Origin of the sequence: Microbacterium sp. NPDC055988, from assembly GCF_042269505.1 — a bacterium.
Lineage (GTDB): Bacteria > Actinomycetota > Actinomycetes > Actinomycetales > Microbacteriaceae > Microbacterium.
Genome location: NZ_JBHJXY010000002.1, coordinates 24221 through 50548, shown reverse-complemented (window position 1 = coordinate 50548; position 26328 = coordinate 24221). Strand labels below are relative to the sequence as shown.

At 70.0% G+C, this 26328-nt stretch carries 28 protein-coding genes; 8 read left to right on the top strand and 20 right to left on the bottom strand.

Translation table 11 applies throughout. The features are described from left to right. Nucleotides 1-7 precede the first annotated feature (7 nt). From ACFC14_RS17415 to ACFC14_RS17380, 8 genes are all read right to left on the bottom strand, one after another. Complete coding sequence (locus ACFC14_RS17415) at nucleotides 8-616, bottom strand: alkylhydroperoxidase domain protein (protein WP_376107418.1); 609 nt, start codon at nucleotides 614-616, stop codon at nucleotides 8-10. Then, nucleotides 613-1230, bottom strand: a complete 618-nt coding sequence (locus ACFC14_RS17410; RefSeq protein WP_376107415.1) for a CMD domain protein — start codon at nucleotides 1228-1230, stop codon at nucleotides 613-615. Before ACFC14_RS17410 ends, ACFC14_RS17415 begins: the two co-directional genes overlap by 4 nt. Further along, on the bottom strand, nucleotides 1227-2279 hold the full coding sequence (locus ACFC14_RS17405) for a putative FMN-dependent luciferase-like monooxygenase (protein ID WP_376107412.1): 1053 nt from the start codon (nucleotides 2277-2279) through the stop codon (nucleotides 1227-1229). Before ACFC14_RS17405 ends, ACFC14_RS17410 begins: the two co-directional genes overlap by 4 nt. Then, nucleotides 2276-3913 carry a dipeptide ABC transporter ATP-binding protein gene (locus ACFC14_RS17400; protein WP_376107409.1) on the bottom strand — a complete coding sequence of 546 codons (1638 nt, stop codon included), beginning with the start codon at nucleotides 3911-3913 and terminating at the stop codon, nucleotides 2276-2278. Before ACFC14_RS17400 ends, ACFC14_RS17405 begins: the two co-directional genes overlap by 4 nt. Beyond that, nucleotides 3910-4806, bottom strand: coding sequence for an ABC transporter permease (locus tag ACFC14_RS17395; RefSeq protein ID WP_376107406.1), 897 nt, complete (start codon nucleotides 4804-4806; stop codon nucleotides 3910-3912). The genes ACFC14_RS17400 and ACFC14_RS17395 overlap by 4 nt, the downstream gene beginning before the upstream one ends. Further along, nucleotides 4803-5771 (bottom strand): ABC transporter permease, encoded by a 969-nt coding sequence (locus tag ACFC14_RS17390; RefSeq protein ID WP_376107403.1) that lies wholly within the window; start codon nucleotides 5769-5771, stop codon nucleotides 4803-4805. The genes ACFC14_RS17395 and ACFC14_RS17390 overlap by 4 nt, the downstream gene beginning before the upstream one ends. A 16-nt stretch (nucleotides 5772-5787) precedes the next feature. Continuing rightward, nucleotides 5788-7422 carry a TIGR04028 family ABC transporter substrate-binding protein gene (locus ACFC14_RS17385; RefSeq protein ID WP_376107932.1) on the bottom strand — a complete coding sequence of 545 codons (1635 nt, stop codon included), beginning with the start codon at nucleotides 7420-7422 and terminating at the stop codon, nucleotides 5788-5790. A 107-nt stretch (nucleotides 7423-7529) separates the two neighbouring features. Then, nucleotides 7530-8927, bottom strand: a complete 1398-nt coding sequence (locus ACFC14_RS17380; protein WP_376107400.1) for an NtaA/DmoA family FMN-dependent monooxygenase — start codon at nucleotides 8925-8927, stop codon at nucleotides 7530-7532. 106 nt (nucleotides 8928-9033) lie between these two features. Between ACFC14_RS17380 and ACFC14_RS17375 the strand changes: the two genes are divergently transcribed. Both ACFC14_RS17375 and ACFC14_RS17370 read left to right on the top strand, forming a co-directional pair. Then, nucleotides 9034-10020 (top strand): Gfo/Idh/MocA family protein, encoded by a 987-nt coding sequence (locus ACFC14_RS17375; RefSeq protein WP_376107397.1) that lies wholly within the window; start codon nucleotides 9034-9036, stop codon nucleotides 10018-10020. 2 nt (nucleotides 10021-10022) lie between these two features. Then, the gene (locus ACFC14_RS17370; RefSeq protein WP_376107394.1) at nucleotides 10023-11003 is read left to right on the top strand and encodes an NYN domain-containing protein; all 981 of its coding nucleotides are present in this window, start codon (nucleotides 10023-10025) and stop codon (nucleotides 11001-11003) included. Here the strand turns inward: ACFC14_RS17370 and ACFC14_RS17365 are convergent. Then, a complete protein-coding gene (locus tag ACFC14_RS17365) occupies nucleotides 10993-11178 on the bottom strand; it encodes a hypothetical protein (RefSeq protein ID WP_376107391.1) in 186 nt (61 codons plus the stop codon). The genes ACFC14_RS17370 and ACFC14_RS17365 overlap by 11 nt on opposite strands. A 177-nt stretch (nucleotides 11179-11355) precedes the next feature. On the opposite strand from ACFC14_RS17365, the gene ACFC14_RS17360 reads away from it, so the two are divergent. Both ACFC14_RS17360 and ACFC14_RS17355 read left to right on the top strand, forming a co-directional pair. Continuing rightward, nucleotides 11356-11721, top strand: a complete 366-nt coding sequence (locus ACFC14_RS17360; protein ID WP_136040466.1) for a hypothetical protein — start codon at nucleotides 11356-11358, stop codon at nucleotides 11719-11721. Between the two features lie 36 nt (nucleotides 11722-11757). Beyond that, nucleotides 11758-11958 (top strand): hypothetical protein, encoded by a 201-nt coding sequence (locus ACFC14_RS17355; RefSeq protein ID WP_376107388.1) that lies wholly within the window; start codon nucleotides 11758-11760, stop codon nucleotides 11956-11958. Nucleotides 11959-12017: 59 nt separating this feature from the next. Here the strand turns inward: ACFC14_RS17355 and ACFC14_RS17350 are convergent, their stop codons facing one another. The 8 genes from ACFC14_RS17350 to ACFC14_RS17315 form a co-directional block, all read right to left on the bottom strand. Next, complete coding sequence (locus ACFC14_RS17350; protein WP_376107385.1) at nucleotides 12018-12311, bottom strand: Dabb family protein; 294 nt, start codon at nucleotides 12309-12311, stop codon at nucleotides 12018-12020. Nucleotides 12312-12330: 19 nt separating this feature from the next. Then, the gene (locus tag ACFC14_RS17345) at nucleotides 12331-13338 is read right to left on the bottom strand and encodes a sugar phosphate isomerase/epimerase family protein (RefSeq protein ID WP_376107382.1); all 1008 of its coding nucleotides are present in this window, start codon (nucleotides 13336-13338) and stop codon (nucleotides 12331-12333) included. Next, entirely contained in the window at nucleotides 13335-14198 is an 864-nt protein-coding gene (locus tag ACFC14_RS17340; protein WP_376107381.1) for a sugar phosphate isomerase/epimerase family protein, read from the bottom strand. The genes ACFC14_RS17345 and ACFC14_RS17340 overlap by 4 nt, the downstream gene beginning before the upstream one ends. Nucleotides 14199-14276: 78 nt before the next feature. Beyond that, nucleotides 14277-15485, bottom strand: coding sequence for a substrate-binding domain-containing protein (locus ACFC14_RS17335; protein ID WP_376107378.1), 1209 nt, complete (start codon nucleotides 15483-15485; stop codon nucleotides 14277-14279). A gap of 2 nt (nucleotides 15486-15487) precedes the next feature. Next, nucleotides 15488-16522 carry an ABC transporter permease gene (locus ACFC14_RS17330; protein ID WP_136040591.1) on the bottom strand — a complete coding sequence of 345 codons (1035 nt, stop codon included), beginning with the start codon at nucleotides 16520-16522 and terminating at the stop codon, nucleotides 15488-15490. Beyond that, the gene (locus tag ACFC14_RS17325; protein WP_376107375.1) at nucleotides 16519-17625 is read right to left on the bottom strand and encodes an ABC transporter permease; all 1107 of its coding nucleotides are present in this window, start codon (nucleotides 17623-17625) and stop codon (nucleotides 16519-16521) included. The genes ACFC14_RS17330 and ACFC14_RS17325 overlap by 4 nt, the downstream gene beginning before the upstream one ends. Further along, nucleotides 17622-19148 (bottom strand): sugar ABC transporter ATP-binding protein, encoded by a 1527-nt coding sequence (locus ACFC14_RS17320; RefSeq protein WP_376107372.1) that lies wholly within the window; start codon nucleotides 19146-19148, stop codon nucleotides 17622-17624. Before ACFC14_RS17320 ends, ACFC14_RS17325 begins: the two co-directional genes overlap by 4 nt. Before the next feature lie 8 nt (nucleotides 19149-19156). Continuing rightward, nucleotides 19157-20266 (bottom strand): Gfo/Idh/MocA family protein, encoded by a 1110-nt coding sequence (locus tag ACFC14_RS17315; RefSeq protein ID WP_376107369.1) that lies wholly within the window; start codon nucleotides 20264-20266, stop codon nucleotides 19157-19159. A 113-nt stretch (nucleotides 20267-20379) separates the two neighbouring features. On the opposite strand from ACFC14_RS17315, the gene ACFC14_RS17310 reads away from it, so the two are divergent. After that, nucleotides 20380-21573, top strand: coding sequence for an ROK family protein (locus ACFC14_RS17310; protein WP_376107366.1), 1194 nt, complete (start codon nucleotides 20380-20382; stop codon nucleotides 21571-21573). A gap of 31 nt (nucleotides 21574-21604) precedes the next feature. Here ACFC14_RS17310 and ACFC14_RS17305 read toward each other — a convergent pair whose 3' ends face one another. Beyond that, entirely contained in the window at nucleotides 21605-22735 is a 1131-nt protein-coding gene (locus ACFC14_RS17305; RefSeq protein ID WP_376107364.1) for a Gfo/Idh/MocA family protein, read from the bottom strand. Further along, nucleotides 22735-23541, bottom strand: coding sequence for a sugar phosphate isomerase/epimerase family protein (locus tag ACFC14_RS17300; protein ID WP_376107361.1), 807 nt, complete (start codon nucleotides 23539-23541; stop codon nucleotides 22735-22737). The genes ACFC14_RS17305 and ACFC14_RS17300 overlap by 1 nt, the downstream gene beginning before the upstream one ends. A gap of 107 nt (nucleotides 23542-23648) precedes the next feature. On the opposite strand from ACFC14_RS17300, the gene ACFC14_RS17295 reads away from it, so the two are divergent. From ACFC14_RS17295 to ACFC14_RS17285, 3 genes are read left to right on the top strand one after another with little or no spacing between them, the layout of a single operon-like run. Then, nucleotides 23649-24266 (top strand): TetR/AcrR family transcriptional regulator, encoded by a 618-nt coding sequence (locus ACFC14_RS17295; RefSeq protein ID WP_376107359.1) that lies wholly within the window; start codon nucleotides 23649-23651, stop codon nucleotides 24264-24266. A 9-nt stretch (nucleotides 24267-24275) separates the two neighbouring features. Continuing rightward, complete coding sequence (locus ACFC14_RS17290; protein WP_376107356.1) at nucleotides 24276-24929, top strand: DUF4166 domain-containing protein; 654 nt, start codon at nucleotides 24276-24278, stop codon at nucleotides 24927-24929. Further along, complete coding sequence (locus ACFC14_RS17285; RefSeq protein ID WP_376107353.1) at nucleotides 24926-25897, top strand: epimerase; 972 nt, start codon at nucleotides 24926-24928, stop codon at nucleotides 25895-25897. Before ACFC14_RS17290 ends, ACFC14_RS17285 begins: the two co-directional genes overlap by 4 nt. Here the strand turns inward: ACFC14_RS17285 and ACFC14_RS17280 are convergent. Continuing rightward, nucleotides 25894-26286: a PLDc N-terminal domain-containing protein gene (locus ACFC14_RS17280; RefSeq protein ID WP_376107351.1), complete on the bottom strand. Its 393-nt coding sequence runs from the start codon at nucleotides 26284-26286 to the stop codon at nucleotides 25894-25896. The two genes, ACFC14_RS17285 and ACFC14_RS17280, sit on opposite strands and share 4 nt — an antisense overlap. Nucleotides 26287-26328 lie beyond the last annotated feature (42 nt).

Sequence of the window (26328 nt, the reverse complement as noted above, 5' to 3'; positions counted from 1 at the left end):
AGGTCGATCAGGCCGGGGCCACCGGCCGTCCGATCGACAGCATCAGCCGGTTCGCCCAGTTGAAGAACGCGGCGCCGTGGATGAGGTCCGAGATCTCCAGGTCGTCGAGTCCGGCGGCCCGCAGCCGCACGATCTCGTCCTCGCCGAACGCGTTCGGGGTGTCGGTCAGGGCGACGGATGCCGCGACGATCGCGTTCCAGCGCTCGCCGAGGTCGGCGTCCACACCCTCGTCGAGGAGCAGGTCGACGTCGTCGACACGCTTGCTGTGGTGCGCGGCGAAGCGCGAGTGCACCGAGGCGCAGAACACGCAGCCGTTGCGGCGGGAGGCCGCGGTCGCGGCCAGCTCCCGGTCGGCGCGCGGCAGACCCTCCGCGGCGTTGTAGAAGATGTCCTTGTCGACCAGCGTGCGGGCCTTCAGCACCTCGGGGTCGCGGGCCAGCAGGCGGAAGTAGTCGTTCTTCGCACGAGCGGCGTCGACGAGACCGTCGTAGTGACGCTCGGTCAGCTCGTTCTCGGCGAGGGGCTCGAGGTGCGGAACCCAGCCGACCTCACCCCGGGTGAACGCGTGCGGGTGCGGAGCGTCGTCGTGCTGCAGCACGCTCTGTTCGGCGGTCATGCGGCCTCCTCCTCGGAGTTTTCGGCGGTCAAGCCCACAGCGGTGAGCACACGGAGTCCCGTGACGACGCGCTGCTGGAAGGCGAGGAACGACACCAACTGCGACAGCGTCACGATGCCGTCCGCCGACCAGCCCGCGTCGAGCAGGCGACCGAGGTCGGCGCCCGAAGCCTCGCGGGGGCGGAACACCAGCAGGTGCGTGTGGGCGAGAGCGGCGGCGAGACGCTCACCCACGCTCGCGATGACGGCGTCGGACGGCACGTAACGCACGCCATCGGTGTTCTCGGCCTGCAACCCCAGCTCGGTGTAGGTGCCGAACGGTCCCTGGGTCGCCGCCGCAGCGGCCTCCGCAAGAACGACGGTGGCCGGCTGCGGGTCGGCCGCCTGCGCACGCGCGGCGTAGAACGCGGCGGTCGGGTCGTCGGCACCGGCGAGACCTGTGGCGAAGGCAGCCACGAGCTCGCGTTCGGCCTGCGACACGTGCTCAACGCTCACCGGACGGAAGAGGGCGTCGAAGCTCGCCTGCAGCTGCTCTCTGGTCACCGGACGGCGGCGGCGCAGGGCATCCAGCTCCGGCGTCACCTCCGCGATCCGATCCACGATGTCGTCGGTCATGCGTTCTCCTTGAGGGTGAGGTTCTGGTCGGTACTGATGCGGTCGGGTGTCGGGGTGAGCGCGTAGCCGAGGGCCGGGGCGACGTCGTCGGCGAAGAGCGCGATCGAACGCAGCACGTGCTCGTGCGGGGCGTCGACCGAGTGCACCTGGAAGGCGACCTCGGTCGCCCGGGCGAGAGTGGTGTCGGCGGCGAGCGATTCCGCCACCTGCTCGGGCGTGCCCAGGTGCGTGTCGAGCGCGGCGATCAGCTCGTCGATGCTATCTCCGGGGATCGTCTGGCCCTGACGGCGGAAGCCCTCGGCCGCCCGGCGCAGACCGACCTCGGCGAAGCGCAGCGCCTCGGCGCGGTCGTCGGCGACGAACACGGTGCGCGAGGCGGTGATGCGCGGCGCCACCCCCTCCGGCAGCGCGTCGAGGTAGGCGTCGATGATCGGATCCTGCAGTGCGGAGAGCGGTGCGTGCAGCCGGTCGGCGCTGCGCGGCTGCGTGCGCGAGAGCAGCAGACCGTGCCCGTGGATGCCGGCGCGATGCCCACCCGGAGCCGAGAACGTCGCCTGCCACACGCGGTCGGCGAGGTCCCCGGCATCCGGGTAGAGGGTGTTGCCCGCACCGACGTCACGCCCGGCCAGACCGTCGAGCAGGGTCCGCAGCTTCCGGTCGTAGGTCGGCGCCTTGTCGCGCACGTCCTCCCCGAACGGCACGAACGACGACGGGGTGCCGCCGCTGCCGAGTCCCAGATCCACGCGCCCCCCGGAGAGCAGATCGGCGACCACGGCATCCTCCGCCACCCGCACCGGATCCTCCAGCGGCAGCGTGATCACTCCCGTGCCGAGGCGGATGGTCGAGGTCACGGCCGCGACGTGCGCGAGGAACACCAGCGGCGAGGGCAGCCCACCCTCGGCCGCGTGGAAGTGGTGCTGCGCGACCCAGGCCCGTCCGATGCCGTGGCGCTCGGCCTGCTGGATCTGCGCGGTCGCGAACGCGTAGCGCTCGGCGGGCGCGGCATCGTCGAGCAGTCGGGTGAAGAAGGCGACGGTGGGTGCGGTCATGCGGGTACCTCTCTGGTGCCGGAGACTTCTCTGGTTCCGGGCACTGCGGCGAGCAGCTCCCGGGTGTAGTCGTGCTGCGGGTCGCGGAAGAGGTCTTCCGTCTGCCCCTCCTCGACGATCCGGCCGCGGCGCATCACCGAGACCGTGTGGCTGATCCGCCGCACCACCGCGAGGTCGTGCGAGATGAACAGGTAGGTGAGCCCGAGCTCGGCCTGCAGCGAGGTGAGCAGCTCGAGGATGCGGGCCTGCACCGTGACGTCGAGTGCCGACACCGCTTCGTCGAGCACCACGATGTCCGGGTCGATCGCGAGCGCGCGGGCGATCGCGACGCGCTGCCGCTGACCGCCCGAGAGCTCGCGCGGAGTGCGCCGTGCGACATCGGCGGGGAGCGACACCCGATCGATGAGGGCGAGTGCACGCTCCCGCCGCTCGGCGCGGTTCCCGACGCCGAAGTTCACCAGCGGCTCGGCCACGATGTCCGCGATCTGCTGGCGCGGGTCGAGCGATGCGAACGGGTTCTGGTAGACGAGCTGGATGCGGCGGCGGAGCACCCGCAGCTGCTCGCGCTTCGCGTGGGTCACGTCGTCGCCATCGACCTCGATGGTGCCGGCATCCGGCTGGTGGAAGCGGGTGACGAGCCGCGCCGTCGTGGTCTTGCCCGAGCCCGACTCCCCCACGAGAGCGTGTGTGGTGCCCTTGCGCACCCGGAACGACACGTCGTCGACGGCACGGAAGCGCTCGCGCCCGGCCACGCGGAACTCCTTCACGAGTCCGTCGGCGACGATCGCCCAGGGGTTCTCGGCGGCGACGGCGGCGGCATCCCGGAGGAACGGCGGGGCGTCGGGGCGACGGAAACCGGTCGCGAAAGCCGGAGCGTCGGCGAGCAGTTGCTTCGTGTACGGGTCGAACGGCGCCGCGAGCACCGCCTCGCTGGAGCCCTGCTCGACGATCCGCCCGTCTTTGAGCACGACGAGCCGCTCGGCCCGGTCGGCCGCGACGCCGAGATCGTGGGTCACGAGGAGGATGCTGGTGCCCTCCTCGCGCTGCAGCTCGTCGAGCAGGTCGAGCACCTTGCGCTGCACCGTGGCGTCGAGGGCGCTGGTCGGCTCGTCGGCGATCAGCAGCCGGGGCCGCAGGGCGATCGCGGTGGCGATGAGCACGCGCTGGCGCATACCGCCGGAGAGTTCGTGCGGATACTGGCGCGCCCGCAGGTCGGGGTCGTCGATGCCGACGCGGTCGAGCAGCTCGATGGCGCGTGCACGCCGCGACCGTCGATCCCGGTGACCGTGCAGGCGCAGGATCTCCTCGACCTGCGCGCCGATCGTGCGCACGGGATCGAGCGAGGTGGTCGGATCCTGCGGCACGAGGCCGATCTCGGGACCGCGGATGCCGCGCAGCGCACGGTCGGACCAGCCCGAGATGTCGAGGTCGCCCAGGAGCACGCGTCCGCCGTCGACGCGCCCGCCCTCGGGCAGCAGCCCCAGCAGAGCGTGCGCGGTGGTCGACTTGCCGGAACCGGACTCCCCCACGAGCGCCAGGGTCTCGCCCTCGGCGATCTCGAACGAGACGCCGTGCACGACCTGCTTCCCGGCGTACGAGATCCGCAGGTCGGTGGCGCTGATCACGGCACTCACTTCGCGCTCCTTCCGATGCGGTGGCTGATCCTGTTGGCGCTGAGGACGACGATGACGACCACGAGACCGGGGAGGGCCGTGAGCCACCACGCGGTTCCCACGTAGTTGCGGCCGTCGGCGATCAGCAGGCCCCACTCCGGCGTGGGCGGCGGCGCCCCGTACCCGAGGAATCCGAGTGTCGAGATCGCGAGGATCGCGGTGCCGAACTGCAGGGCGGCGAGCGCGACGATCGGGGTCAGCGAGTTCGGCAGGACGTGCCGGCGCAGCACCGTGAAGAACGTGCCGCCGCTGCCGAAGGCGGCTTCGACGTACTCGGTGCGTCGCACGCGGGCGACCTCCGCGCGCATCAGCCGGGCGAACGCGGCGACGCTGCCGAGACCTACGGCGATCGCGGCGTTCACGGTGCCGAAGCCGAGCAGGATGATGACGGTGAGGGCCAGGAGCAGCCCGGGGATCGCGAGCAGCACGTCGACGACCCGCATCAGCACATCGTCGACCACACCGCCGACGGCCCCGGCGATCGCACCGATCAGCGTGCCGAGCGCGAGGCCGACCGTGACGGCGATGAGCGCTCCCGAGAGCGAGTGCACCGCGCCGTGCACGACCCGGCCGAACAGGTCGCGGCCGAGGGTGTCGGTGCCGAACCAGTGCGCGGCACTCGGCGGCAGCAGCTTGTCGGCCGGGACGCCGGTGAGCGGGTCGCCCGGAGCGAACACCCCCGGGATGACGGCCCAGAGCACGGCGACCGTGACGACGGCGAAGGCGAGGTAGAGGCCCCAGGCGCGCCCGCGCAACCGTCGTCGGGGCGTGGGTTCGGGCTGAGACCCCGCCGGCCGCGTCGGCGCGGCCGGGTCAGCACCCACCACGGGGTCGATGATCACGGGAGCGGTCATGCGGTCGCCTCCTGGAGTGTGCGCCGCGTCGACGCGCGGGCGACGGTGCGTTGGCGGGGATCGATGAGCGGGGTCACGAGGTCGACCGCGAAGCTGATGATCACGAAGCCGAGGGCCGAGAGCAGCACGACACCCTGCAGCACCGGGATGTCCTGGTTCGCCACGGCCTGCTCGGTGAGGCGGCCGATGCCCGTGCGGCCGAAGACCGTCTCGGTCACCACGGCCCCGCCGACGAGCTCGCCGAACAGCACACCGGCGATGGTCAGGGTCGGCACGGCGGCGTTGCGGGCAACCGAGCGGGTGAGCACCCACAGCGGCGGGGCGCCCTTCGCCCGCACCACCGTGACGAACGGCTGCGCCTGCACCTGGTCGATCGAACGCACCAGCACCTGTGCGAGCGGAGCCGAGATCGGCACTGCCAGGGTCAGCACCGGCAGGACGAGTCCGGCCACCGGGTCGGCCCCGACGATCGGTACCCAGCCGAGCCCGAACGAGAACACCTGGATGAGCAGGATGCCGAGCCAGAAGACCGGCACCGCCACGAACAGCCCCGGCACCTGGCGCAGCCCGTCGCGCAGCCACGCGAACGGGGCGAGGGAGGAGAGCCCGGCGATGAGGACGGCGAGGATCAGTGCCACGACGAGTCCGAGCGACGCGAGCAGCAGGGTCGCGGGGAGGGCTTCGCCCAGCATCGTCAGCACCGGAGTGCCGAACTGGGTCGAGAACCCGAAGTCCCCGGCGAGGAAGCCGAGGCCCGCGTGCACGTACTGCTCCCACCACGGCAGGTCTGCGCCGTAGGTGGCGCGGATGCTGTCGAGCTGGTCCGGCGACAGCCCGAGGCTGGGGTCGGAGAACTTGATCAGGATCGCATCGCCCGGCAGCAGCTGCAGCAGGAAGAAGGTGGCCGTGAAGGCCGCGATCAGAACGATCGCGGCCTGCCCGGCTCGTCGGAGGACGAAGCTCATCGTGTCACCGGCGCTCTCAGTGCTCAGCGAGCCAGACGCCGGAGAACGTCGGCCGCCCCACCGACTCGAAGGCGACGCCGTGCACGTAGGTCGCGGTGCCGTACACCTGCGGCTCCTCGAACAGCGGGATCACGTACGCCTGCTCGGCGATGTAGTCCTGCACGGCCTGAGAGGCGGCGATTCGCTTGTCGGCGTCGGGCTCGGAGGCCACGGCGAGCAGCAGCTCGTCGAGCTTCGCGTCCTTCGAGATCAGCACGTCGCGGTTCTTCGTGAAGTACTGGCTCTTGATGACGTCGAGATCCGCACGGCCGACCATCGAGTGGTAGAAGCCGGTCTTCAGCGGATCACGGGTGTCTTCGGCCGCGCTGCCGGCGTCGCCGGGCTTGACCGAGAGCTCCACGCCGACCTTCGCCAGCTGCTGCGCGACGAGCTCGAGGGTCTGCTTCGACAGCGGCTGCGGCTTGGCCTCGTAGACCGTGATCGACAGGCGCTCGCCGTCCTTCTCGCGGATGCCGTCGGCGCCCGGCTCCCAGCCCGCCTCGTCGAGGAGCTCCTCGGCCTTGTCGGGGTCGTAGGCGTAGTGCGCGGACTCGTCCTTGTAGCCGACGGCCTGCGACGAGAGCACCGACGTCGCCACCGGGTAGTTCTCGGTGAAGAGCGTGTCGACGACCTCCTGCGCGTCCACGGCGGCGATGAGCGCCTGGCGCACGCGGATGTCGCCCAGCAGCGGGTTCTCGGGGCGCAGGGCGATCGAGTTGTTCACGCCGCGGGTCTGCGGCGCGTAGAGCGTGAAGCCGGCACCTTCGACACGGTCCTCGTCGAACGCCTGCACGTAGCGGACATAGTCGGCCTGACCCGCGAGCAGCGAGCCGATGCGCACCGAGTCCTCAGGGGTGATGAGCACATGCACGGCGTCGAGGTAGGGGCGGCCGGCGTTGTCGACGCTGTCCGGCCCCCAGTCGTAGTCGTCGCGGGCGGTGAGCGTGTACTCGGTGCCGAGCTTCTCGTCCGTGACGGTGAAGGGGCCGGAGCCGATGATCTCGGCCGCGTTGCCCGCGCCGAAGTCCTCGATCGTGCCGTCGAGCGTCTCGGGCGACAGCAGGCCCGAGTTGATGGTCGAGGTCGCCTGCAGGAAACCGGGCGACGGTGCGCTGAAGCGGAACGTCACGGTGTCCTCGTCGACGACCTCGCTGCTGGCGTAGTTGTTGATGGCTTCGGAGACCGTGAGGCCGCGGTCCGCGTCGCCCAGACCGTACGTGTCGAAGTTCTTCGCGACGGCCGCGGCATCGAGCACCGTGCCGTCCGAGAACGTGACGTCGGGGTTCAGGTCGAACGTGTACTCGGTGGCATCCGCGTTCACGGTCCAGTCCGAGGCGATCCACGGCTCGATCTCGAGCGTCTCCGGGTTCTGCCAGGTCAGGCGGGCGGCGATGTTGTTGACGATGCCGCCGTTCGGGTAGAAGCCGGCCTGCGGCGGGTACAGGTTCGTGTACGCCTGGTGCTCGAGGTAGGTGAGCGTGCCGCCGGCGACGGGGTCGCCGCCCTCGGCGGGGGCGTTCCCGGTCGCAGGCGAGGAGGCGCAGGCGGCGAGGCTGCCCGCGAGGACGAGCGGGACCGCGATGGCGGCGGCACGGATGAGACGGCGGTTCATGCGGAGGGTCTCCTGGGCTTCGGGTGTCGGGATGTGTTCACGGTAGGAATCGGAGTGGCCGTGCCGCGAGGCGGCGGACACCGGGTGTCGCGCGACGACACGTGTGGTCACGCGTCGACATACGAGGAAATGCGCAGGCGGTCGCGAAGCGTCTCGCCCGCGCCCTCGGTCGCGCCCCGCAGCAGCCCGCGGCGGCGCAGCTCGGGGGCGGCCTGCCGCGTGAACGCCTCGAACTGGGCGGGTTGGAAGGCAGACAGCACGTTGAACCCGTCCGCCGCCCCTTCATCGCGCCAGGTCTCGAAGTGATCCGCGATCGTGCGGGCATCGCCGACCACGAAGGCCGCCGGCACCGCGTTGGCGGCCACGAGGTGCCGCCAGGTGAGCGGATCGCCGCTCGCGCTCCCGGACTCGGAGACGCGCAGGCCGGCGATACCGGCGAGGCGTTCGATGAGCGCGGCACCCCGCTCCCCCAGCCGCGCGGCCTCGACGGCCGTCACAGGACGGTCGAATGCCGCCGTGCGCAGCGGGTCGTCCGCGGCGACATCGAACGCGTCGGCGAGCGCGGCCACCGTGCGGTTCGGCGGAAAGGCCGCTCGGGCGGACTGGTGCCCCTCGGCGAGCGGCACGAGCGCCAGCAGGCGTTCGACGATGCGGCGCGCGTCGGCATCCGTATCGGCGACGACGGGCAGCACCGGGGCGATCACCTTCACCGCATCCGGAGATCGCCCGGCCTCGGCTGCGATGTCCCGCAGCAGGCGGCGGGTGGCGATCGCGTCGGCGAGCGTCGGCGCGGCCGTCAGGGCGAGGTCGGCCTCGGTCGCGGCGAGCGCGCGCGACCGCGGCGACGTGCCGGCGTGCACGATCGGGATCTGCCCCTGCGGCGGGCGGGCGACGTTGAGCGGACCGGTGACCCGCACCTGCGACCCCTGCAGGTCGGCGGCGCGGAGGCCCTGGGGGTCGATGAGCACGCCGCGCGCGGCATCCGCGATCCAGGCGTCTTCGTCCCACGAGTCCCATAGGCGTCGGAGCGCCTCGACGAACTCCTCGGCGCGGTCGTAGCGCGTCTCGTTGTCGGCGTGTGCGTCGCGGCCGTGGTTGCCCGCCGCGCGCGGCTCGGCGCCCGTGACGAGGTTCACGCCCGCACGCCCACCGGTGAGCACGTCGAGCGACGCCAGCGAGCGGGCAGTCGTGTACGGGTCGGCGTAGGTGGTGTTGACCGTGGCGATCAGGCCGATGCGCGAGGTCACGCCGGCGAGGAACAGCACCGCGCTCACCGGGTCGATGCGCGCCAGCAGGTACGGGTCGCGGAACTCCAGGTCGGGGCCGGTCGCGAGCCAGTCGCCGAAGAACAGGTAGTCGAGTCCGGCGTCCTCCCCCTCGCGGGCGATGTGGCGGAGGATGGCGGCGTCGGCGGCGGGATCGCGGTGCGCGCCGGGCTGCCGCCAGCCCGAGGGGTACGCCCCCAGGGTGCGCACCATGGCGCCGATGATGAGGGGTTCGGTCATGCTCGTCACGGTAGGAGCGCATGCGCACCGCCGGCCACGCGACCGATGCCGGGGGTCATCGGGTGTAACAGTCCGTCATGCGCACCCCACCCCGTACGCTGAGACCATGACTGGTCTTCGTTGGGGAATCCTTGCGACCGGCGGCATCGCCGGCGCGTTCGCATCCGATCTGCGCACGGCGGGGCTCGACCTCGTGGCGGTGGGCTCGCGTTCTCAGGAGTCGGCCGATGCGTTCGCCGCCCGCTTCGACATCGCGCACGCACATCCCTCGTACGAGGCGCTGGTGTCCGACCCCGACGTCGACATCATCTACGTCTCCACGCCGCATCCGATGCACCACGAGAACGCGCGGCTCGCTCTCGAGAACGGCAAGCACGTGCTCGCCGAGAAAGCGTTCACGCTGAACCGCGCCGAGGCGGAAGACCTGCAGGCGCTCGCCGCCGAGAAGGGGCTCCTCGTGATGGAGGCGATGTGGACGCGGTATCTGCCGCACATGGTCCGCATCCGCGAGCTGATCGCCGATGGCACCCTCGGCGAGATCCGCGCGGTGAGCGCCGATCACACCCAGCTGCTGCCGTCCGACCCGGCGCACCGACTTAACGCCCTGGAGCTCGGCGGCGGCGCGCTGCTCGACCTCGGCATCTACCCGATCTCCTTCGTCTGGGACATCCTGGGCGCTCCCACCGACATCCGCGCCGTCGGGCGTCTGATCGAGACGGGCGCCGACTCCGAGGTCGCCACCGTCATGACGCACGAGGGCGGCGCGATCTCGACCACGCTCTCCTCCTCGCGGGCATCCGGCCCGAACGCGGCCAGCGTCATCGGCACCGAGGCGCGGATCGACATCGACCGCGTCTGGTACTCCGCCACGACGTTCCGCGTCATCCTCCCGGACGGCACCGTGCAGGAGGAATACGTGTCCGAGATCGAAGGACGTGGCATGCAGTACCAGGCCCTCGCCGCCGAGCGGCTGGTGCGCGAAGGCATTCTCGAGGGCGACATCCTGCCGATCGCCGAGAGCGTCGCCATCATGGGCACGCTCGACGAGATCAGGGCGCAGATCGGCGTCCGCTACCCCCGTGAGGAGGCCTGATCATGGCCGAGGCCACCGATGCCCGCGTCGCCGTCTACCTCGACTTCGACAACATCGTCATCTCCTGGTACGACCGGGTGCACGGGCGCAACGCCTACGGCAAAGACAGGCAGCGGATCACCGAGAACCCGAACGACCCCGACGTCGTCGAGCGTCTCAGCCGCGCCATGATCGAGGTCGGCGCCATCATCGACTACGCCGCGTCCTTCGGCACGCTCGTGCTGACGCGCGCGTACGCCGACTGGTCGTCTCCCGTCAACGCCGTGTATCGCTCGCAGCTCGTGGCCCGTGCCGTCGACCTCGTGCAGCTCTTCCCGGCCGCGGCCTACGCGAAGAACGGCGCCGACATCCGGCTCGCCGTGGATGCGGTCGAAGACATGTTCCGCCTGCCCGACCTCACGCACGTCGTGATCGTCGCCGGCGACAGCGACTACGTGCCGCTCGCGCAGCGCTGCAAGCGTCTCGGACGCTACGTGATCGGCGTGGGTGTCTCCGGCTCGACGGCCAAGTCGCTCGCCGCGGCCTGCGACGAGTTCGAGTCGTACGACTCGCTGCCCGGCGTCGTGCGCCCGGTGAAGGCGGCTGCCGCCGTCGCCGCGAAGGCCGAGGCTGTCGCGGAGCCCGCGCCGGAGACGGTGCCGGATGCGGCCGACGCGGCGGATGCCCCCAAGGCCAAGACCCCGCGCCGGGCAAGGTCGAAGGCTGCCGCGCCCAAGGTCGAAGAACCCAAGCTCGACGAGCAGGGCGAAGCGACGCAGCTGCTGGAGCGCGCCCTGCGTCTCGGCCACGACAAGGCCGATGCCGACGAGTGGCTGCACAGCTCCGCCGTGAAGACGCACATGCGCCGCATGGACCCGTCGTTCAGCGAGAAGGCCCTCGGCTACCGCTCGTTCTCCGATTTCCTCAAGTCGCGCGACGACATCGCGGAACTCGAAGAGACCGGGCACGAGCGCCTGGTGCGGTTGCGCGAGCTCACGAGCTGAGTTTCCTGGTGAGCACCGACTCCACGAATCCGGCACCCATCATGCCGTCTTCGGGAGTGGTCGGGCTGCCCTTGGGCATGACTTCCGACCGGAGCCACTTGCTGGGGTCGTCACTGTCGTAGATCACCCGTGTGATGACGCCCCTTAAAGGTTCCTGCCGGAACAGGATCGGCATCGGCCACTCCTGTCGGCGCCAACCGTCTTGGCGACCGAGAATCGTCCACGTGCCATCAGTTGTTAACCAACTCCATTTCACAGGCGACAATCTCGAGGGTGTCGGCCCCGGATGGTATGACGACAGCAGCCTATTGTCGTTGATCAATCAACACATGGATGGAATTCGAGTGTGGCCATGATCGAGAGCATCGAATCACCAGTCGCGAGTGCGGTCGTGAGGTGGCGTTCCCCCGAAGGTGGGGGGCGGAAATCCGGTCCTCCCTCGGCGCCCGTGTATGCGGCAAATTGCAGTTTTCCGGATGCACTGCCGGAAAACTCGGCAGAATCAGGTGCCGGAAGCATTTACAGCATATTCATTCAGAAAGTTCACGACTTGCCGGACGGACAGTGGCTTTGCAATCTTGATTTCATCGCGAAAGCACTGGTGGCGAAGTACCTGCTTCCCGGATCACCGATGCTCGTGATGGAGGGACCCGTCGACGTCGTTGGTGACGCGGTCGTAGTCGAGGTGTTCTCCGATCGGGAGCGAAGAACTCCCTGAATCTGGATCAACGCAGGGACGTCGTCCGCGCGTCCGGTGGTCGCCACGATCACCTTGAAGGGCTTGGCCGTCGACCACGGAACAGCGGAAGACGTCGCGGCGGTCAGTGCTGCCTTTGGTGAGGTCGCCTCGGACCATGTCTTTGCGCTGCTTTCGCAGGGGCGCCGGTATCCGATCGTTGCCGTTGCTTGCCAGATCAGCGAAAACGGCGAGGACATCTTCGACAGCCCCTTCTGATCTGGTTCCTCAAGTTTCATTGGAGAATGGCGCACGCACACGGCTCGAGCGACTGACCCTCAGTCCACGAAGTCGTACTCCTGGAACTCGGCGACCTCGGGCAGCCACCGCTCCGCGACGAACGCCCGATGCGCCGGATGGGCGTCGTAGGCGTCGTAAACGCTCTGATCGGCGAACACCATCGAGAACTGGTGTGTGAGGTCGCTCTTCGCGCTGACCTGGCGACGGATCGTGAAGTCCTCGACCCCGGGGATCGACGTGAGCACGGCGTGACCGGTCGCCAGGAACCCCTGTTCCTCCGCGGAACCGGCCGGATGGATCAGACGGAAGACGACGGTGTGCTGGATCGGCATGAGGCTCCTGTCGGGGTGGTCACTGGTTGCTGAACGCGGCGTCGAACGATGCTTCGGGCTTGGGCCACAGCAGCGACCGCACGTAGGCCAGCGCCTCAGGGGCGCCGTGTAGACGGTCCATGCCGGCGTCCTCCCACTCGATCGAGATGGGGCCGGAGTAGCCGATCGCGTCCAGCGCGCGGAACGAGTCCTCCCACGGCACATCTCCGTGACCGGTCGAGACGAAGTCCCAGCCCCGCCGCGGGTCGCCCCACGGCAGGTGCGACCCGAGCACGCCAGCCCGGCCGTTGTGCGGCCTCATCCGGGTGTCCTTGCAGTCCACGTGGTAGATCCGGTCCGCGAAGTCCACGATGAACCCGACCGGATCGATGTTCTGCCACATCATGTGCGACGGATCCCAGTTGAAACCGAACGCCTCCCGATGCTCGATCGCCTCCAGCGCGCGCACCGATGACCAGTAGTCGTAGGCGATCTCGCCCGGATGCACCTCGTGCGCGAACCGCACGCCCTCCGCGTCGAAAACGTCGAGGATCGGGTTCCATCGGGCGGCGAAATCCTCGAACCCGCCCTCGATGACGGATGCCGGAACCGGCGGGAACATCGCCAGATACGGCCAGATCGACGAGCCGGTGAACCCGACCACGGTGTCGATGTCGAGCTTGCGCGCGACGCGGGCCGCCCGCTTCATGTCCTCGGCCGCCCGCTGCCGCACGCCCTCCGCCTCGCCGTCGCCCCACACGTACTCGCGCAGGATCGCCTGGTGCCGGAAGTCGATCGGCGCATCGCACACGGCCTGACCGGCGAGATGGTTCGAGATCGCGAAGATCTTCAGGCCGTGCCGGTCGAGGATCTCCCGGCGCGAGGCCACATAGGCGTCGTCCTCATCGGCACGCCGCAGGTCGAGGTGATCACCGGAGGCGGCGACTTCCAGCCCGTCATAGCCCCACTCGGCAGCGAGGCGGGCGACCTCCTCGAACGGCAGATCCGCCCATTGGCCGGTGAACAGGGTGACCGGATGCGTGCTCATGAGGACTCCTTCGTTTCGAAAGCTCGGAGGGCGGCGATGCTGCGCGCGGCGAGTTCGTCCTGACTCGGGGCGAGCGGCCGCCACACCGAGGCCGCGACCGCGATCGTGGCGTTCTCCCCCGTGAAGCTCTCCAACCCCAGCGGGCCGCGATAGCCGGCGTCGTCGAGGGCCGCGAAGATCCCGGGCCAGTCGGTGTGGTCGTCCCCGACGGCCCCACGGTCGCTCCCGCACACCTGCACGTGGGCGATCGCGGCACCGGCAGCCCGGATCGCGTCGGTCGGTTTCTTCTCCTCGATGTTGAGGTGGTAGGTGTCGAGCGCGAGCCCGAGTCCCGCACCGAGCAGCGGCCCGAGCGCATCCAGGCTCTGCTCGACCGTGTTGAGCAGGCTCGTCTCGTAGCGGTTGAGCGGCTCGATCGTCAGTGTGATGCCCGCCTCGGCCGCCTCGGCGACAAGCGGCGCGAGGTTCTCCCGCAGCTCCCCCACGACCGCCGCCCGCTCCTCGGCATCCATCCGCCAGGTGACGCCGGTGGGCGCGTAGAACGGACCGGCCACGACGTCGGATCCGAGCGTCTGCGCCGCCGCGATGCAGGCGCGGAGGTAGGTCTGCGTCGCGGCCACATCGCCGGCTCGGGCGACTAAAGAGCGTCCGGGCCCCATGGCTCCGACGACGATCGCCCCCAGTCCCAGGCCGTCGAGCACCTCACGGGTTCGCGCGGGATCCCAGTCGCCGACGCTCTCAAGCGGCAGCTCCAGCGCGTCGTAGCCGAGGTTCTTGGCCTTGCGGGCGAGCGGCTCGAGCGACGCGTCGGTCAGCGGAGACGTCCACACCCAGGTGTTGACGGCGATCGTGCGGGGCATCATTGTCCTTGTGATCGTGAAGCGCTCCCACCCTCCCACTCCACAAAGGCGAAGCGGAAGGGTGGGAGCGGATTTCGGTTACGGGATCTGGCGCTCCTGCCACACCGTCGGGTATCCGGGGAGGTTCTCCCCGCCGAACTTGGCGTAGTGGCCGTCGGGCATGCCCTCGTTGGCCTTCAGGTAGTCGTCGAGCTCGGGCTCCGTGATCGGCTTCTGCGGGAGGACCCATTCCTTCGGAACCTCTTCGCCGGCGAAGATCATCTGCGCCGCGAGCAGCGGGGTGCGCCACTGGAAGTTGGAGTACACCGGCGCGAGACCCGTGAGCCCCGTGTCCTTCCACTTGCGCAGGAAGCTCATCTCGTCCTCACCGGTCATGACCGGGTAGTCCGCTCCGGCGTCCTCGAACGCCTCGATGGCTGCAACCGCGCCGTCACCGGCGTCCATCCAGATGCCGTGCACGTCGCCCTTGGCGAGCTCGTCGCTGATGATGCTCTTGATCTCGGCGGGATCGGCGCCCGTGAAGTGATCCACGGCCTCGATGCCGGCCTCGTCGAAGAGCTTCTCGGCGGCGGCCCAGCGGTGCTCGAGCACGTCGACACCCGGGAGGATGCGCAGAGCCACGACCTTGTCGCCCTCTTCGAGGTTGTCGATGAGGAACTCGGCGGTGTCGATGCCCCAGGCGAAGCCGCCGATCGGGTGGATGAACGTGACCGGGCAGTCGGTGTTCACACCGCGGTCGAACACGATGACCGGCTTGCCCGTCTCACACGCCCGCTCGACGGCCGGGGTCATGGCCGCCGTGCTGTTCGGCGAGATGAGGAAGACGTCGCACCCGCCCTCGGCGATGAAGTAGTCGATATCGGCGATCTGCGTGTCATCGGAGTCCTGCGCGTCGCGGGTCTCCATCTCGCTGATCGCGCCGGCCTCCTGCAGCGCCTTCAGCTGCTCGTTCATCGTGATCCAGCCGGTCTGGCGCCACGGGTTGGAGATCGAGGCGTTGGCGAAGCAGGCCTTCTTGGCCCCCTCGCTCGCGAACTCCGCCGTGTCGACCATCTCGGCGTTGATGTGCTGCAGGTACGGCTCGTCTTCGGGCCCCTGCGGAGTGACGCCGCGCTCCTCGTCCTGCTTGTCGAAGAGCTCCTGGTCGAACCACTCTGTCGTCTCTGCCGTCTCCTCGGGGTTCTCCGACTCCGCCGGCGCCACGGACGGGTCTGTCGTACACCCGGCGAGCGCGATGAGGCCGAAGAGGGCCACCCCTGCGGTGGCGATCTTCATCGATCGTCGCATTGCTAATCTCCTCTGGTTTCTGTGTTGATGGTGCGGGTTGTGGGTTCTGCAGTGACTAGATCCGATGGCAGCGGGCCGCGCTTGCGCCGTGCCCGGAAGGCGACGGCGGAGTAGGCGACCGCGGCGATGATGATCACGCCCTGCACGGCATCGCGGAGCGTCGAGGGGATCCCGGCGATGTTGAGCAGCATGAACAGGGCTTCGAGGGCGAAGGCACCGGCGACCGCGCCGACGATCCAGCCGCGACCACCGCCCAGCACAACGCCGCCGAGCACCACGGCCGTGATGGCGGTGAACTCGTATCCGCGACCGACCGAGGGGTGCACACCGGCGTATCCGACCAGGAGCACTGCCGACAGCGAGGCCGAGAGCGACGAGATGACGAACGCGCGGGTGGTGACCCAGGCGCGGCGGGCTCCGGCGTAGTCGACCGCACCGGCGTTGTCGCCGATCGCGATGAGCGTCTTGCCCAGCGGCCGCTTGGTGATCCAGATGCCGAGCCCCAGCCACACGATGAGCAGCAGCACCGCCCAGGGGATGAACTCGAGGAACGGCACGTCGCGGATGCCGCCTCGACCGATCTCGCGGAAGCTGTCGGCCGGGTTCCCGGTCGCCGCTCCCCCGGTCCACCACATCACTCCGCCGAGGAGGGCGAGCATCATGCCGAGCGTGACGATGAACGACGGCACCTTGAGCAGTGTCGTGATCACGCCGTTCACGAGGCCGACCGCCACCGCGAACACGATCATGAGCAGCAGGACCGGCACCGTGCGGGCGTCGTCCTGGCCCACCAGGTTGCCGGCGATGATGACCTGCGCCGTGATGAGCGAGCCCTGCGAGAGATCGAACTCCCCCGCGATGATCACGAAGTACTGCCCGATCGCGACGATCGCGATGGGCGCCACTCGCTGGAGGAAGCGCATGAACTGGCCGGGCTCGGCGAAGCTCGGGTTCAGGATCGTGACGGCCACCAGCAGCAGCACGAGCAGCAGGAAGACGGCCCCGCGGGGGCTCACGAGGGTGCGCAGCGCGTTCATGAGCGTCCTCCTTCCGCGGCGGTGCCGGTATCGGATGCGGTGACAGTGGTGACGTCTGCGAGCTGCGACGCGGCGGCGGCCATCTCGGGCTCCGCCGCCTTCGCGGCATCGTCCCCACCGGTGCGGGTGCCTCCGGCGCCGAAGCGCGGGCGGCGGCGGATGACCGACCGGCGGCTGTACACGGCCACGGCGGCGACGATCACGACACCGCGCACCACGTCCTTGAGGAACGGGTTGACCTGCATGACGCTCATGACGTTGTCGACGACCGCGAGGATCGCCACGCCGCCGATCGTGCCCCAGATGGAGCCGCGCCCGCCGAGCAGCAGCGTTCCACCGAGCACGACCGCCGCGATCGACAGCAGCGCGTAGCCGCCCTGCTGCCCCACCGTCGGGCTGCCGACGCCGAGGCGGCTGGCGAGCAGCAGACCCGCGAGCCCGGCGAACACCGAGCAGAGCACGTGCGCCCAGATGAGCGGCATCCGGATGCGGACCCCCGACAGCCGGGCGATCTCGGGGTCGCCGCCCACGGCGTAGAGATGGGCTCCGGTGCGGGTGCGGTTGAGGAGCACCCAGATGACCACGGCCAGCACGATCATGATGAGCGTGGAGACCGGGATGGGTCCGACGCCGGTGGCGCCGATGAGCTGGAACGCCCAGGGCACCTTGCCCGCCGCCCCCTCGAAGTTCGTGTTGAGGATGCCCTGCAGGATGAGGCCGACGCCGAGCGTCGCGATGAAGCCGTTCACCTTGAGCACGGTCACGATGAGACCGTTCACCAGGCCCACGCCGGCGCACACGAGCAGCGTGACGATCACGGCCACCGGGATGTTCGCGGCGTTGTCGTTCATCATCGTGGCCGCCAGCAGACTCGACAGGCTGATCACGTAGGTGACCGAAAGGTCGAGGGAGGCGCCGAGCACCACGAGCGTCTGCCCGATGGCGACGAGCCCGAGCACGCTCATGCCGGTCAGGATGTCGCGGATGTTGCCGGCGCTGAGGAAGTTGCGCCCGACGGTGCCGACCAGGATCGCTCCGATGACGAGGACCAGCAGCAGGATGCCGAGCACGATGACAGTGGAGTCGATCTTCAGACGCTTCATCGCGCACCTCCCTCGGTCGCGGCACCGGGATGGATGACACCGGGATCGATGGCACCGGTGGCAGCCCCGAGGATCTCGTGCTCCGCGGACCCGGCCGGCAGCTCGGCGACGAGCTCGCCGTCGTGCATGACCAGGATCCGGTCGCTCATGCCGATCACCTCCGGCAGTTCGCTCGACACCATCAGCACGGCCTTCCCCTGCGCCGCGAGCTCGCGCATCAGCTGGTACACGGCGTACTTCGCGCCGACGTCGATGCCGCGGGTGGGCTCGTCGAAGAGCACGATCTGCGGCTGGGTGAGCAGCCACTTGGCCAGCACCACCTTCTGCTGGTTGCCGCCGGAGAGGAAGCGCACCTCCTGATCGACGCCCTGCGAGCTCACCTCGAGCGAGCTCAGGATGCCGGGCACCTCGCGCCGGGAGGCGGCGGTCCGGCCGGCGAACACGCTGCGGACGACGAGGAGCGCGTTGTCGAGGACCGACTGCCCGAGGGCGAGGCCCTGCGCTTTGCGGTCCTCCGACACGAGGGCGAGGCCGGCGCGGACCGCGGCACGGGCGTTCGGGATGCGCACGGGCGCGCCGTCGATGCGCATCGAGCCCCGGGTGAAGGCCTGGATGCCGAACACCCCTTCCACCAGTTCGGTGCGTCCGGAGCCCTGCAGCCCGGCGATGCCGACGATCTCCCCGGCACGGAGCGTGAGGGACACCCCGTCGACGTAGGCGTTGCCGCAACCGTCGAGTTCGAGTTTCGCCTCCCCCACCGTCGTACCCTCGACCGCGTCCGGGAAGTACGACTGGATGGAGCGGCCGACCATGCGCCGCACCAGCTCGTCGGTGGTGAGTGCCGCGGTGTCGTCGGTCGAGACGAGCGCGCCGTCCTTGAGGATGGTGATGCGGTCGCACAGGTCGAAGATCTCCTTCAACCGGTGCGAGACGTAGATCACGGCGACGCCGCGGGAGGTGAGCCGGCGGATGATCGCGTAGAGCAGCTCGACCTCGCGGTCGCTGAGCGCGGCGGTCGGCTCGTCCATCGAGATGATCCGCGCGTCGAACGAGAGCGCCTTGACGATCTCGACGATCTGCTGCTCGGCGACCGTGAGCGAGCCGACGCGGGCGGTCGGCTCGATGAAGGAGACGCCGAGGTCGGTGAGCAGATCGGCGGTCCGGGAGTTCATGGCGCGCTGGTCGACGAATCCCCGCCGGCGCGGCTCGCGGCCGAGGTAGACGTTCTGGGCGACGGTGCGCTCCGGCAGCAGCGTGAACTCCTGGAAGACCGTGACGATGCCGGCATCCATCGCCTGGCGCGGGTGCGCGTGGTGCACCTCTTCGCCGAGATACGAGATCGTGCCCTCGTCGGCCGGCTGCACGCCGGCGATGATCTTCATGAGCGTGGACTTGCCCGCGCCGTTCTCGCCGACGAGGCCGTGCACCTCGCCGGGCCGCACGTCGAAGTCGATCCCCTTGAGCACCTCGACGCCGAAGAACGACTTGCGGATGCCCGCCACCCGCAGCACGGGCTCAGTCATGGTCGCGATCATGCCGTCACCTCCACCCATCGTCCGGCGTCTGCCGCCGAAGCGAGCACGGCCTCGGTCAGCACGGCCGAGCGGTAGCCGTCCGCGAACGTCGGCAGCCCGTCGGGTTCCGCCCCGGCGATCGCCGCATAGACGTCGGCGACGAAGCCGTTGAATGCATCCTGGTAGCCCATCGGGTGTCCCGCCGGAACCCGCTGCAGCCGCGCGGAATCCGGGTCGGCGGTGGCGGGGTCGCGCAGCAGCAGCCGGGACTCCTCTCGCATGCCGATCCACAGCTCCTCCGGCCGCTCCTGCTCGAAGCGCAGGCTCTGCCGGGAGCCGTGCAGTTCGAGCGTGAGGGCGTTCTTGCGGCCGGCGGCCATCTGCGAGATGAGCAGCGTGCCAAGAGCACCGGACTCGGTCTCCACGAGCACCGCGACGATGTCCTCGGTGTCGACCGACTGGCCGGAGCGCTCCGAGAAGACCCGACGGGTGCGGGCGCTCAGCGCGTGGATCCGCTCGCCGATCACGAACTCGATCAGGTCGCACAGGTGCGAGCCGATGTCGGCGAAGGCACGGGATGCCCCACCGGACTCGGAGCGCACCCGCCAGTCGTCGTCGCTCGACAGCAGCATCCAGTCCTGCAGGTAGGAGCAGTCGAGGGTGAGCAGGTCGCCGGCCTCGCCGCGGGCGATCCGTGCCCGGGCCTCGCGCACCATCGGGTGATAGCGGTAGATGAACGGCACGGCCGCCACCAGCCCGCGGGCCTCCGCGGTCTCGGCGAGCACCTTGGCGTCCTGCGCCGTCGTCGCGAGCGGCTTCTCGCACACGACGTGCTTGCCCGCGTGCAGTGCCTGGAGGGCGAGTTCGGCGTGCGTGGCGTTCGGCGTGCAGACGTGCACGACATCGATGTCCCCCGCCTCCAGCAGAGCCGCCGCGTCACTCTCGGCTCGACCGGCGCCGAGCGCCAGCGCGGCATCGCGGCTTCCTTCGCGGGAACGAGTGGCGACGGCGCGCAGTTCGCCGCCGGCGTCGCGGGCCGCGGTGCGATGCACGCGGGCCATGAATCCTCCGCCGAGGATGCCGGCTCGGATCGTCCCGAGACCGGTGTCAGTGACATCCGTTGTCATGCGGCGATTCTGACACAGACTTGCAGACTTTTGCTAGAGCTTCGTCAAAAGTTATCTGACGGAAATCGGAAGTCGATCGGCGAGACGCCGAAGTGCTGTGGTTTACTGACGCAATGGTTGACGTTCTCAGGCCGGCTCCGGCGATCGCATCGGGGATCGGAGAGATCTTCCAGATCCTCCGCGACGGTCACGCCAGGACGAAGGCGGAGCTCGCCATGCTCACCGGCCTCGCCCGGTCCACCGTGGCCCTGCGGGTGGACGCGCTCCTCGCCGCCGACCTCGTCCGCCCCGCCGGGGAGGCCGTCTCGACCGGCGGGCGACCGCCCGCGCGCGTGGCCTTCAACCCGCGGGCCGGGCTCGTGCTGGCCGTCGACCTCGGCGCCACGCATGCGACGGTCGCGGTCGCCGACCTCGCCGCGGTCATCCTCGATGCCCGCACGCGCACGATCGACATCGGCGACGGCCCGGAGAGCCTGCTCGACACGATCCTCGCGGACGCCGCCGACCTGCTCGACTCGACCGCCGGCGGACTCCCGCTGGTCGGCGTCGGCATCGGCGTCCCCGGCCCCGTGGAGCACTCCACCGGCCGACCGACCAATCCGCCGATCATGCCCGGCTGGGATCGGTTCGACGTTCCCGCCTATGTGCAGAAGACCTTCGACGTGCCGGTGCTGGTCGACAACGACGTCAACATCCTGGCCCTCGGCGAGCAGGCGATGAGCTGGCCGCAGGTCGAAGACCTCGTCTTCGTCAAGGTCTCGACCGGCATCGGCGCCGGCATCATCGCGGGCGGACAGTTGCAGCGCGGCGCGCAGGGATCCGCGGGAGACATGGGTCACGTGCAGGTGCCCGCCGGCGCGGGATCGACCCGCGAGCCCGGCGACGAGCGCGACCTCGAGGCCCTCGCCAGCGGCTCCGCTCTCGCGATCGCGCTCCGCGCGGAAGGACTCGACGTGCACGGCCCGTCGGATGTCGTCGACCTGGTCCGCGCCGGGAACGCCGCCGCGATCGAGGCGACCCGTCAGGCGGGGCGCGATGTGGGCGAGGTCCTCGCGACCGTCGTCAACCTCCTGAACCCGTCGATCATCGTGCTCGGCGGCAGCATCGCCCGCGCCGGGGAGCACCTGCTCGCGGGCGTGCGCGAGGTCGTCTACCGACGGTCGATCCCCCTGGCGACGCAGCACCTGGCGATCGTGCAGTCGCAGGCCGGTGACCGCGCGGCCGTGCTGGGGGCCGCGATCATGGTCGCGCGCGAGGTGCTCTCCCCCGCGAGCGTCGACCGCTACGTGGCGGCGAAGGCGCGCTGACCCGCACCCCCGCCGCCTCAAGCGGCGGCCTTCAGAGCGTGGCCTCGAACGGGTCGAAGCCGGCGTCGATCGCGCCGACCTGATCCAGCGTGCTCTCGACGGGGACGAAGCTGCGCGACTCGGCGGCCTCTTCGATCGAGAGGAGCGTGTCGAGCACGTGGTAGCCGAACTCCCCCGTGGCGACGTGCGGGCGGTCCGCGGCGATCGCGCGCGCCATGTCGAGCAGCCCGACTCCGCGGCCGGAGAGCACACCCTCCTGCGCGATGTCGACGATCTCCTGCGTCATCGGCTCCGGCGGCACGAACTGGCGCGTGAGCGGGCGCGTGATCGTGATCGGGCCCCCGAAGGTGTTCGGATCGGGGATCACGATCGTGCCCTCGGTGCCGGTGATCTCGACGATCCCCTGTCGCAGCAGCGGCGAGTCGGTGCTGTACAGGCTCTGCGCCTGTCCGCCCTCTTCGAAGTCCATCAGCACGCTGAGCGTGGAGGGGATCTCGACCGGGAACTCCTGGCCGGCCAGCTCGCCGACCTGCACGCGACGCGTCGGCGTCCCCTGCAGTCCGAGGGCGGCGACGGCGGCGACCGGCCCGAACACGTGCACGAGCGTCGACACGTAGTACGGACCCATGTCGAGCAGCGGCCCTGCGCCCTTGGCGTACAGGAACGCGGGGTTCGGGTGGAAGATCTCCGGCCCCTGCCACTGGAAGGTGGTCTGCCCGAACAGGGGGCGTCCGATGTCACCGCGCGCGATCGCCCGCTTGGCGGTCTGCACGCCCGGTCCGAGCACGGTGTCCGGGGCCACGCCGATGCGGAGGCCGGCGGCATCCGCCTTCTCCAGCAGCCGGCGCGACTCCTCGCGGCTGACGCCGATCGGCTTCTCCGTCCAGACGTGCTTGCCCGCGGCGATGATCGCCTCGGAGACCTCGACGTGCACGGCGGGGATGGTGAGGTTCACGACGATGTCGATCTCGGGGTCGTCGAGCACCACGTCGACACCACCGGAGCGCGGCACGCCGTACTTCTCGGCCTGGGCCTTCGCCCGCTCCTCGATGACGTCGGCGACCGCGATCACCCGGACATCCGGGAAGGTGGTGAGGTTCGACAGGTACTGGTCGCTGATGTTCCCGGCACCGATGATGCCGACGCCGACAGGACCCGCCATCAGCCGGCCACCTTCTCGTCGAGGAAGACGCGGCTGCGCTCGATCGCGTCGAACAGGTCGCCCTCGTAGTGGTCGAACTCGACGATCGCAAGCTCGAGCGCCGGGGCGGCGGCGATGGATTCGACGAGCGGAACGGATCCCTCACCCGCGGCCACCTGGTCGGCGGGCGGGTAGGCGCCGGCGAGCGCCAGGTCGAGCGTGCCGTCCTTCGCGTGCACCGCGATCACGCGGTCACCGAGGCGCTGGAGCAGCGCGACGGGGTCGACACCGCCGCGCGCCACCCAGTACAGGTCGACCTCGAGCACGACGCGCTCGTCGAGCAGCCCGGCGAGGACCTCCAGCCCGGTCACTCCGTCGAAGACGGCCTCCAGCTCATGGGCGTGGTTGTGGTAGCCGACGCGGACGCCGACGGTCGCACCGATCTCGGCGGCCTCGTTCAGCAGACGGGCGGTCTCCTCGATCTGCGCGACCGACTCCCAGCGGGCAGGCTCGGTGTACGGGTCGATGACCGTGTCCATGCCCAGCACCCGGGCTGCGGCGAAGACGACGTCGGGCGTGGGGACGGGGATGGTCGTGCCGCTGCCGTCCGGGTTCACGAACGACTCCGAGGCGAGGAAGGCGTGCCCCGACGGCGCGGTCAGCCCGGCTGCGGAGAGCGCGGCGGCGAGCGGCTCGGCACGGCGGACGAAGTCGTAGGGCTCCACGGCGGTGAAGCCGCGGGCGGCGACCGCCGAGAGCGTGCCCTCGAGGTCGGCCTCCAGCTGGTCCTTGATCGTGAACAGCTGCAGGGAGGTCTGAATCGTCATCGGTCGTGCTCCTTCGGTCTGCGGTGACGTGCGGGGTCACTGCCCCGTGCAGGCACGCTATCACCAAATACCTCCACGTGGAAGTTTTTGTTCGCTAGACTCACCCCATGCCCGCCGACACGCCTGAGCCTGCCGAGCGGCCCCGCCCGCGGGGCACCTACGCGAAGGGGATCGCTCGCCGACAGGAGATCCTCGATCGCGCCATCGAGGTCTTCGCCGAACGCGGCTCCGACCGCACGAGCCTGCGGGCGATCGCGCGCGAAGCCGGCGTCACGCACGCTGCCCTCACGCACTACTTCGGCTCGCTCGAAGAGCTGCTCGTCGCCGTCTACGAGGAGAGCAACGCACCGGGGCGGCAGCCGGATCCCCCGTCGCCCGACGCGACGCCGGTCGAGATGATGATCGAGTCGGCACGCTTCAACCGCGCGATCCCCGGTCTCGTGCAGCTGTACTCCACCCTCGTCGCGTCGGCGCTCGAGGAGGGACACCCGGCGGCACGCACGTTCGCCACCGGTCGATTCGCGCGTCTGCGCGACCGACTCGCCGAGACCGTGCGTCGGCAGCAGGAAGGCGGGCAGATCCGCACGGACGTCGACGCGGATGCCGTCGCTGCGCTCGTGGTCGCCGCGTCGGACGGCCTCCAGACGCAGTGGCTGCTGGATGAGACCGCGCCGCAGCACGAGGCGCTCGCTCTGCTCGATCGACTGCTGCGACCGCCCGTCTAGGCTCGAAGCGTGACGTCCGTGCCGCAATCGCCCTATACCCGGGCTCTCGGCGACCGCCTCGACGACCTGCACCCGCGTCTGCGCGCCTACTTCGCGGCGGTCCCCGACGGCGCCGTCGGCATCGGCGAGGGCGTGTTCCACGTGGTCGGCACTCCGCGGCGATGGCTCTGGCCCCTGCTCCGCATCCTCGAACGTCGCGGGGTCGTCGCGGCCGTCTGGGAGCGCGACGTCCCCTTCCGTGTCGAGAACCGCACGATCGCCTCCCGGGCCATCGGCGAGCGCACCTTCCACTTCGCCCGGGGTCCGTGGGTCATGCACGACGCGGTCGCGCTCACCCGTCACGGCCGCGTGGTGGACGGGCTCGGTGAGCCCGGGCTCATCGCTGCCTGCTTCGACGTCGAGGTGCACGACGGCGCGCTCCGCCTCACGAGTCGGGCCGTGGGCGTGCGACTCGGGCGCCTCCGGATTCGCATCCCCCGCCTGGTCTCGCCGGTCGTCCGCCTCACGGAGCGCTTCGACGACGACGTCGACCGGCAGCAGGTGGCGCTCACGATCGACGCACCCCTCATCGGCCGCGTGTACGAGTATCGGGGCGAATTCGAGTACGCCGTCCCGCACATCGCCGAGGTCCCCCGCACCGCACAGAAGGAGCATTCCGCATGAACGCAGGCCGAGTCGTGATCGGCGGATCCACGGGATTCATGGGCAGTCACCTCGCCTCCCGACTCCGCGCCGAGGGCCGTGAGGTCGTCACGATATCGCGCTCGGGCGCCGACCTCCGCTGGGGCGATCAGATCGGGATCGACCGCGCGGTCGACGGCGCATCCCTGGTGATCGGGCTCGCCGGCAAGAGCGTCAACTGCCGGTACACGCCGGAGAACCGCGCGGAGATCTTCCGGTCGCGGCTCGACACGACCGCCTCGCTGAGCACGGCGATCGCCCGCGCCTCGGCACCTCCCGCCGTCTGGGTGAACTCCTCGACGGCCACGATCTACCGGCACGCCGAAGACCGTCCGATGACCGAGTCGACGGGCGAGCTCGGCACCGGCTTCTCGGTCGAGGTCGCGAAGGCCTGGGAGAGGGCGCTGTTCGCAGACGAGCTGCCCGCCACCCGCCGCGTCGCCCTTCGCAGCGCCATCGTGCTCGGCCACGGCGGCGTGCTCGAGCCGCTGAAGAACCTCGCCAGGCTGGGACTCGGCGGTCCGCAATACGACGGCCGGTGGCCCGCGAGTGCCGCGCGGCGCCGGGCCGGGACCGTTCATCACTTCCGTGCGCGCCGCGGAAGTCAGCGGTTTAGCTGGGTGCACATCGACGACGTCGCCCGCATCATCGACTTCGTGGAGCGGACGCCGTCGCTCGAGGGACCGGTCAACGTCGCATCCCCGAATCCGGTCGACAACGTCGAGTTCATGGCGACCGTCCGTCGCGTGCTGGGCGCTCGCATCGGTCCGCCTCTGCCCCGCTGGATGCTGGAGCTCGGCGCCATCGGCATCCGCACCGAGACCGAACTCGTCCTGAAGAGCCGGTGGGTGCTGCCCGAAAAGCTCACCGCCGCAGGCTTCGAGTTCCGCTACCCGCAGCTGGAGGAGGCGATCCGCGAATCCTTCGACCGCGAAGGGGCCTCGGCCTAAGAGAGGGTTCCGGCCGAGCCGGAGGAAGCGTCCCCGTCGCGGCGACGCTTCTCGACCTCCTCGCGGAGGCGCCATTCCTCGATCTCACGGTCGAGATCGGCGATCTGCTGCTCGGTCGTGCGCGTGTCCGCCGGAGGCGAGGGGCGCACGTCGGTGCGGGTGGCGGCCGGCCGCTCCGCCCTGCGCATGCGGGGAATGGGAACGCCCGACTCTCCGTACTCGCGCCCGATCGCGAACCACAGCACGCTGCCGATGAGCGGCAGCAGGATCACGATGATGATCCACACCATCTTCGGCAGGTGCTTCACCAGGGCGCTGTCGCGGGTGATGATGTCGATCAGCGCGCCGATCATCAGGGCGATGACGAGGAGCGAGAACAGGAACGGCATGAGTTCAGGGTAGACGACGGCGTGACGGTGCCGCGCGACCCC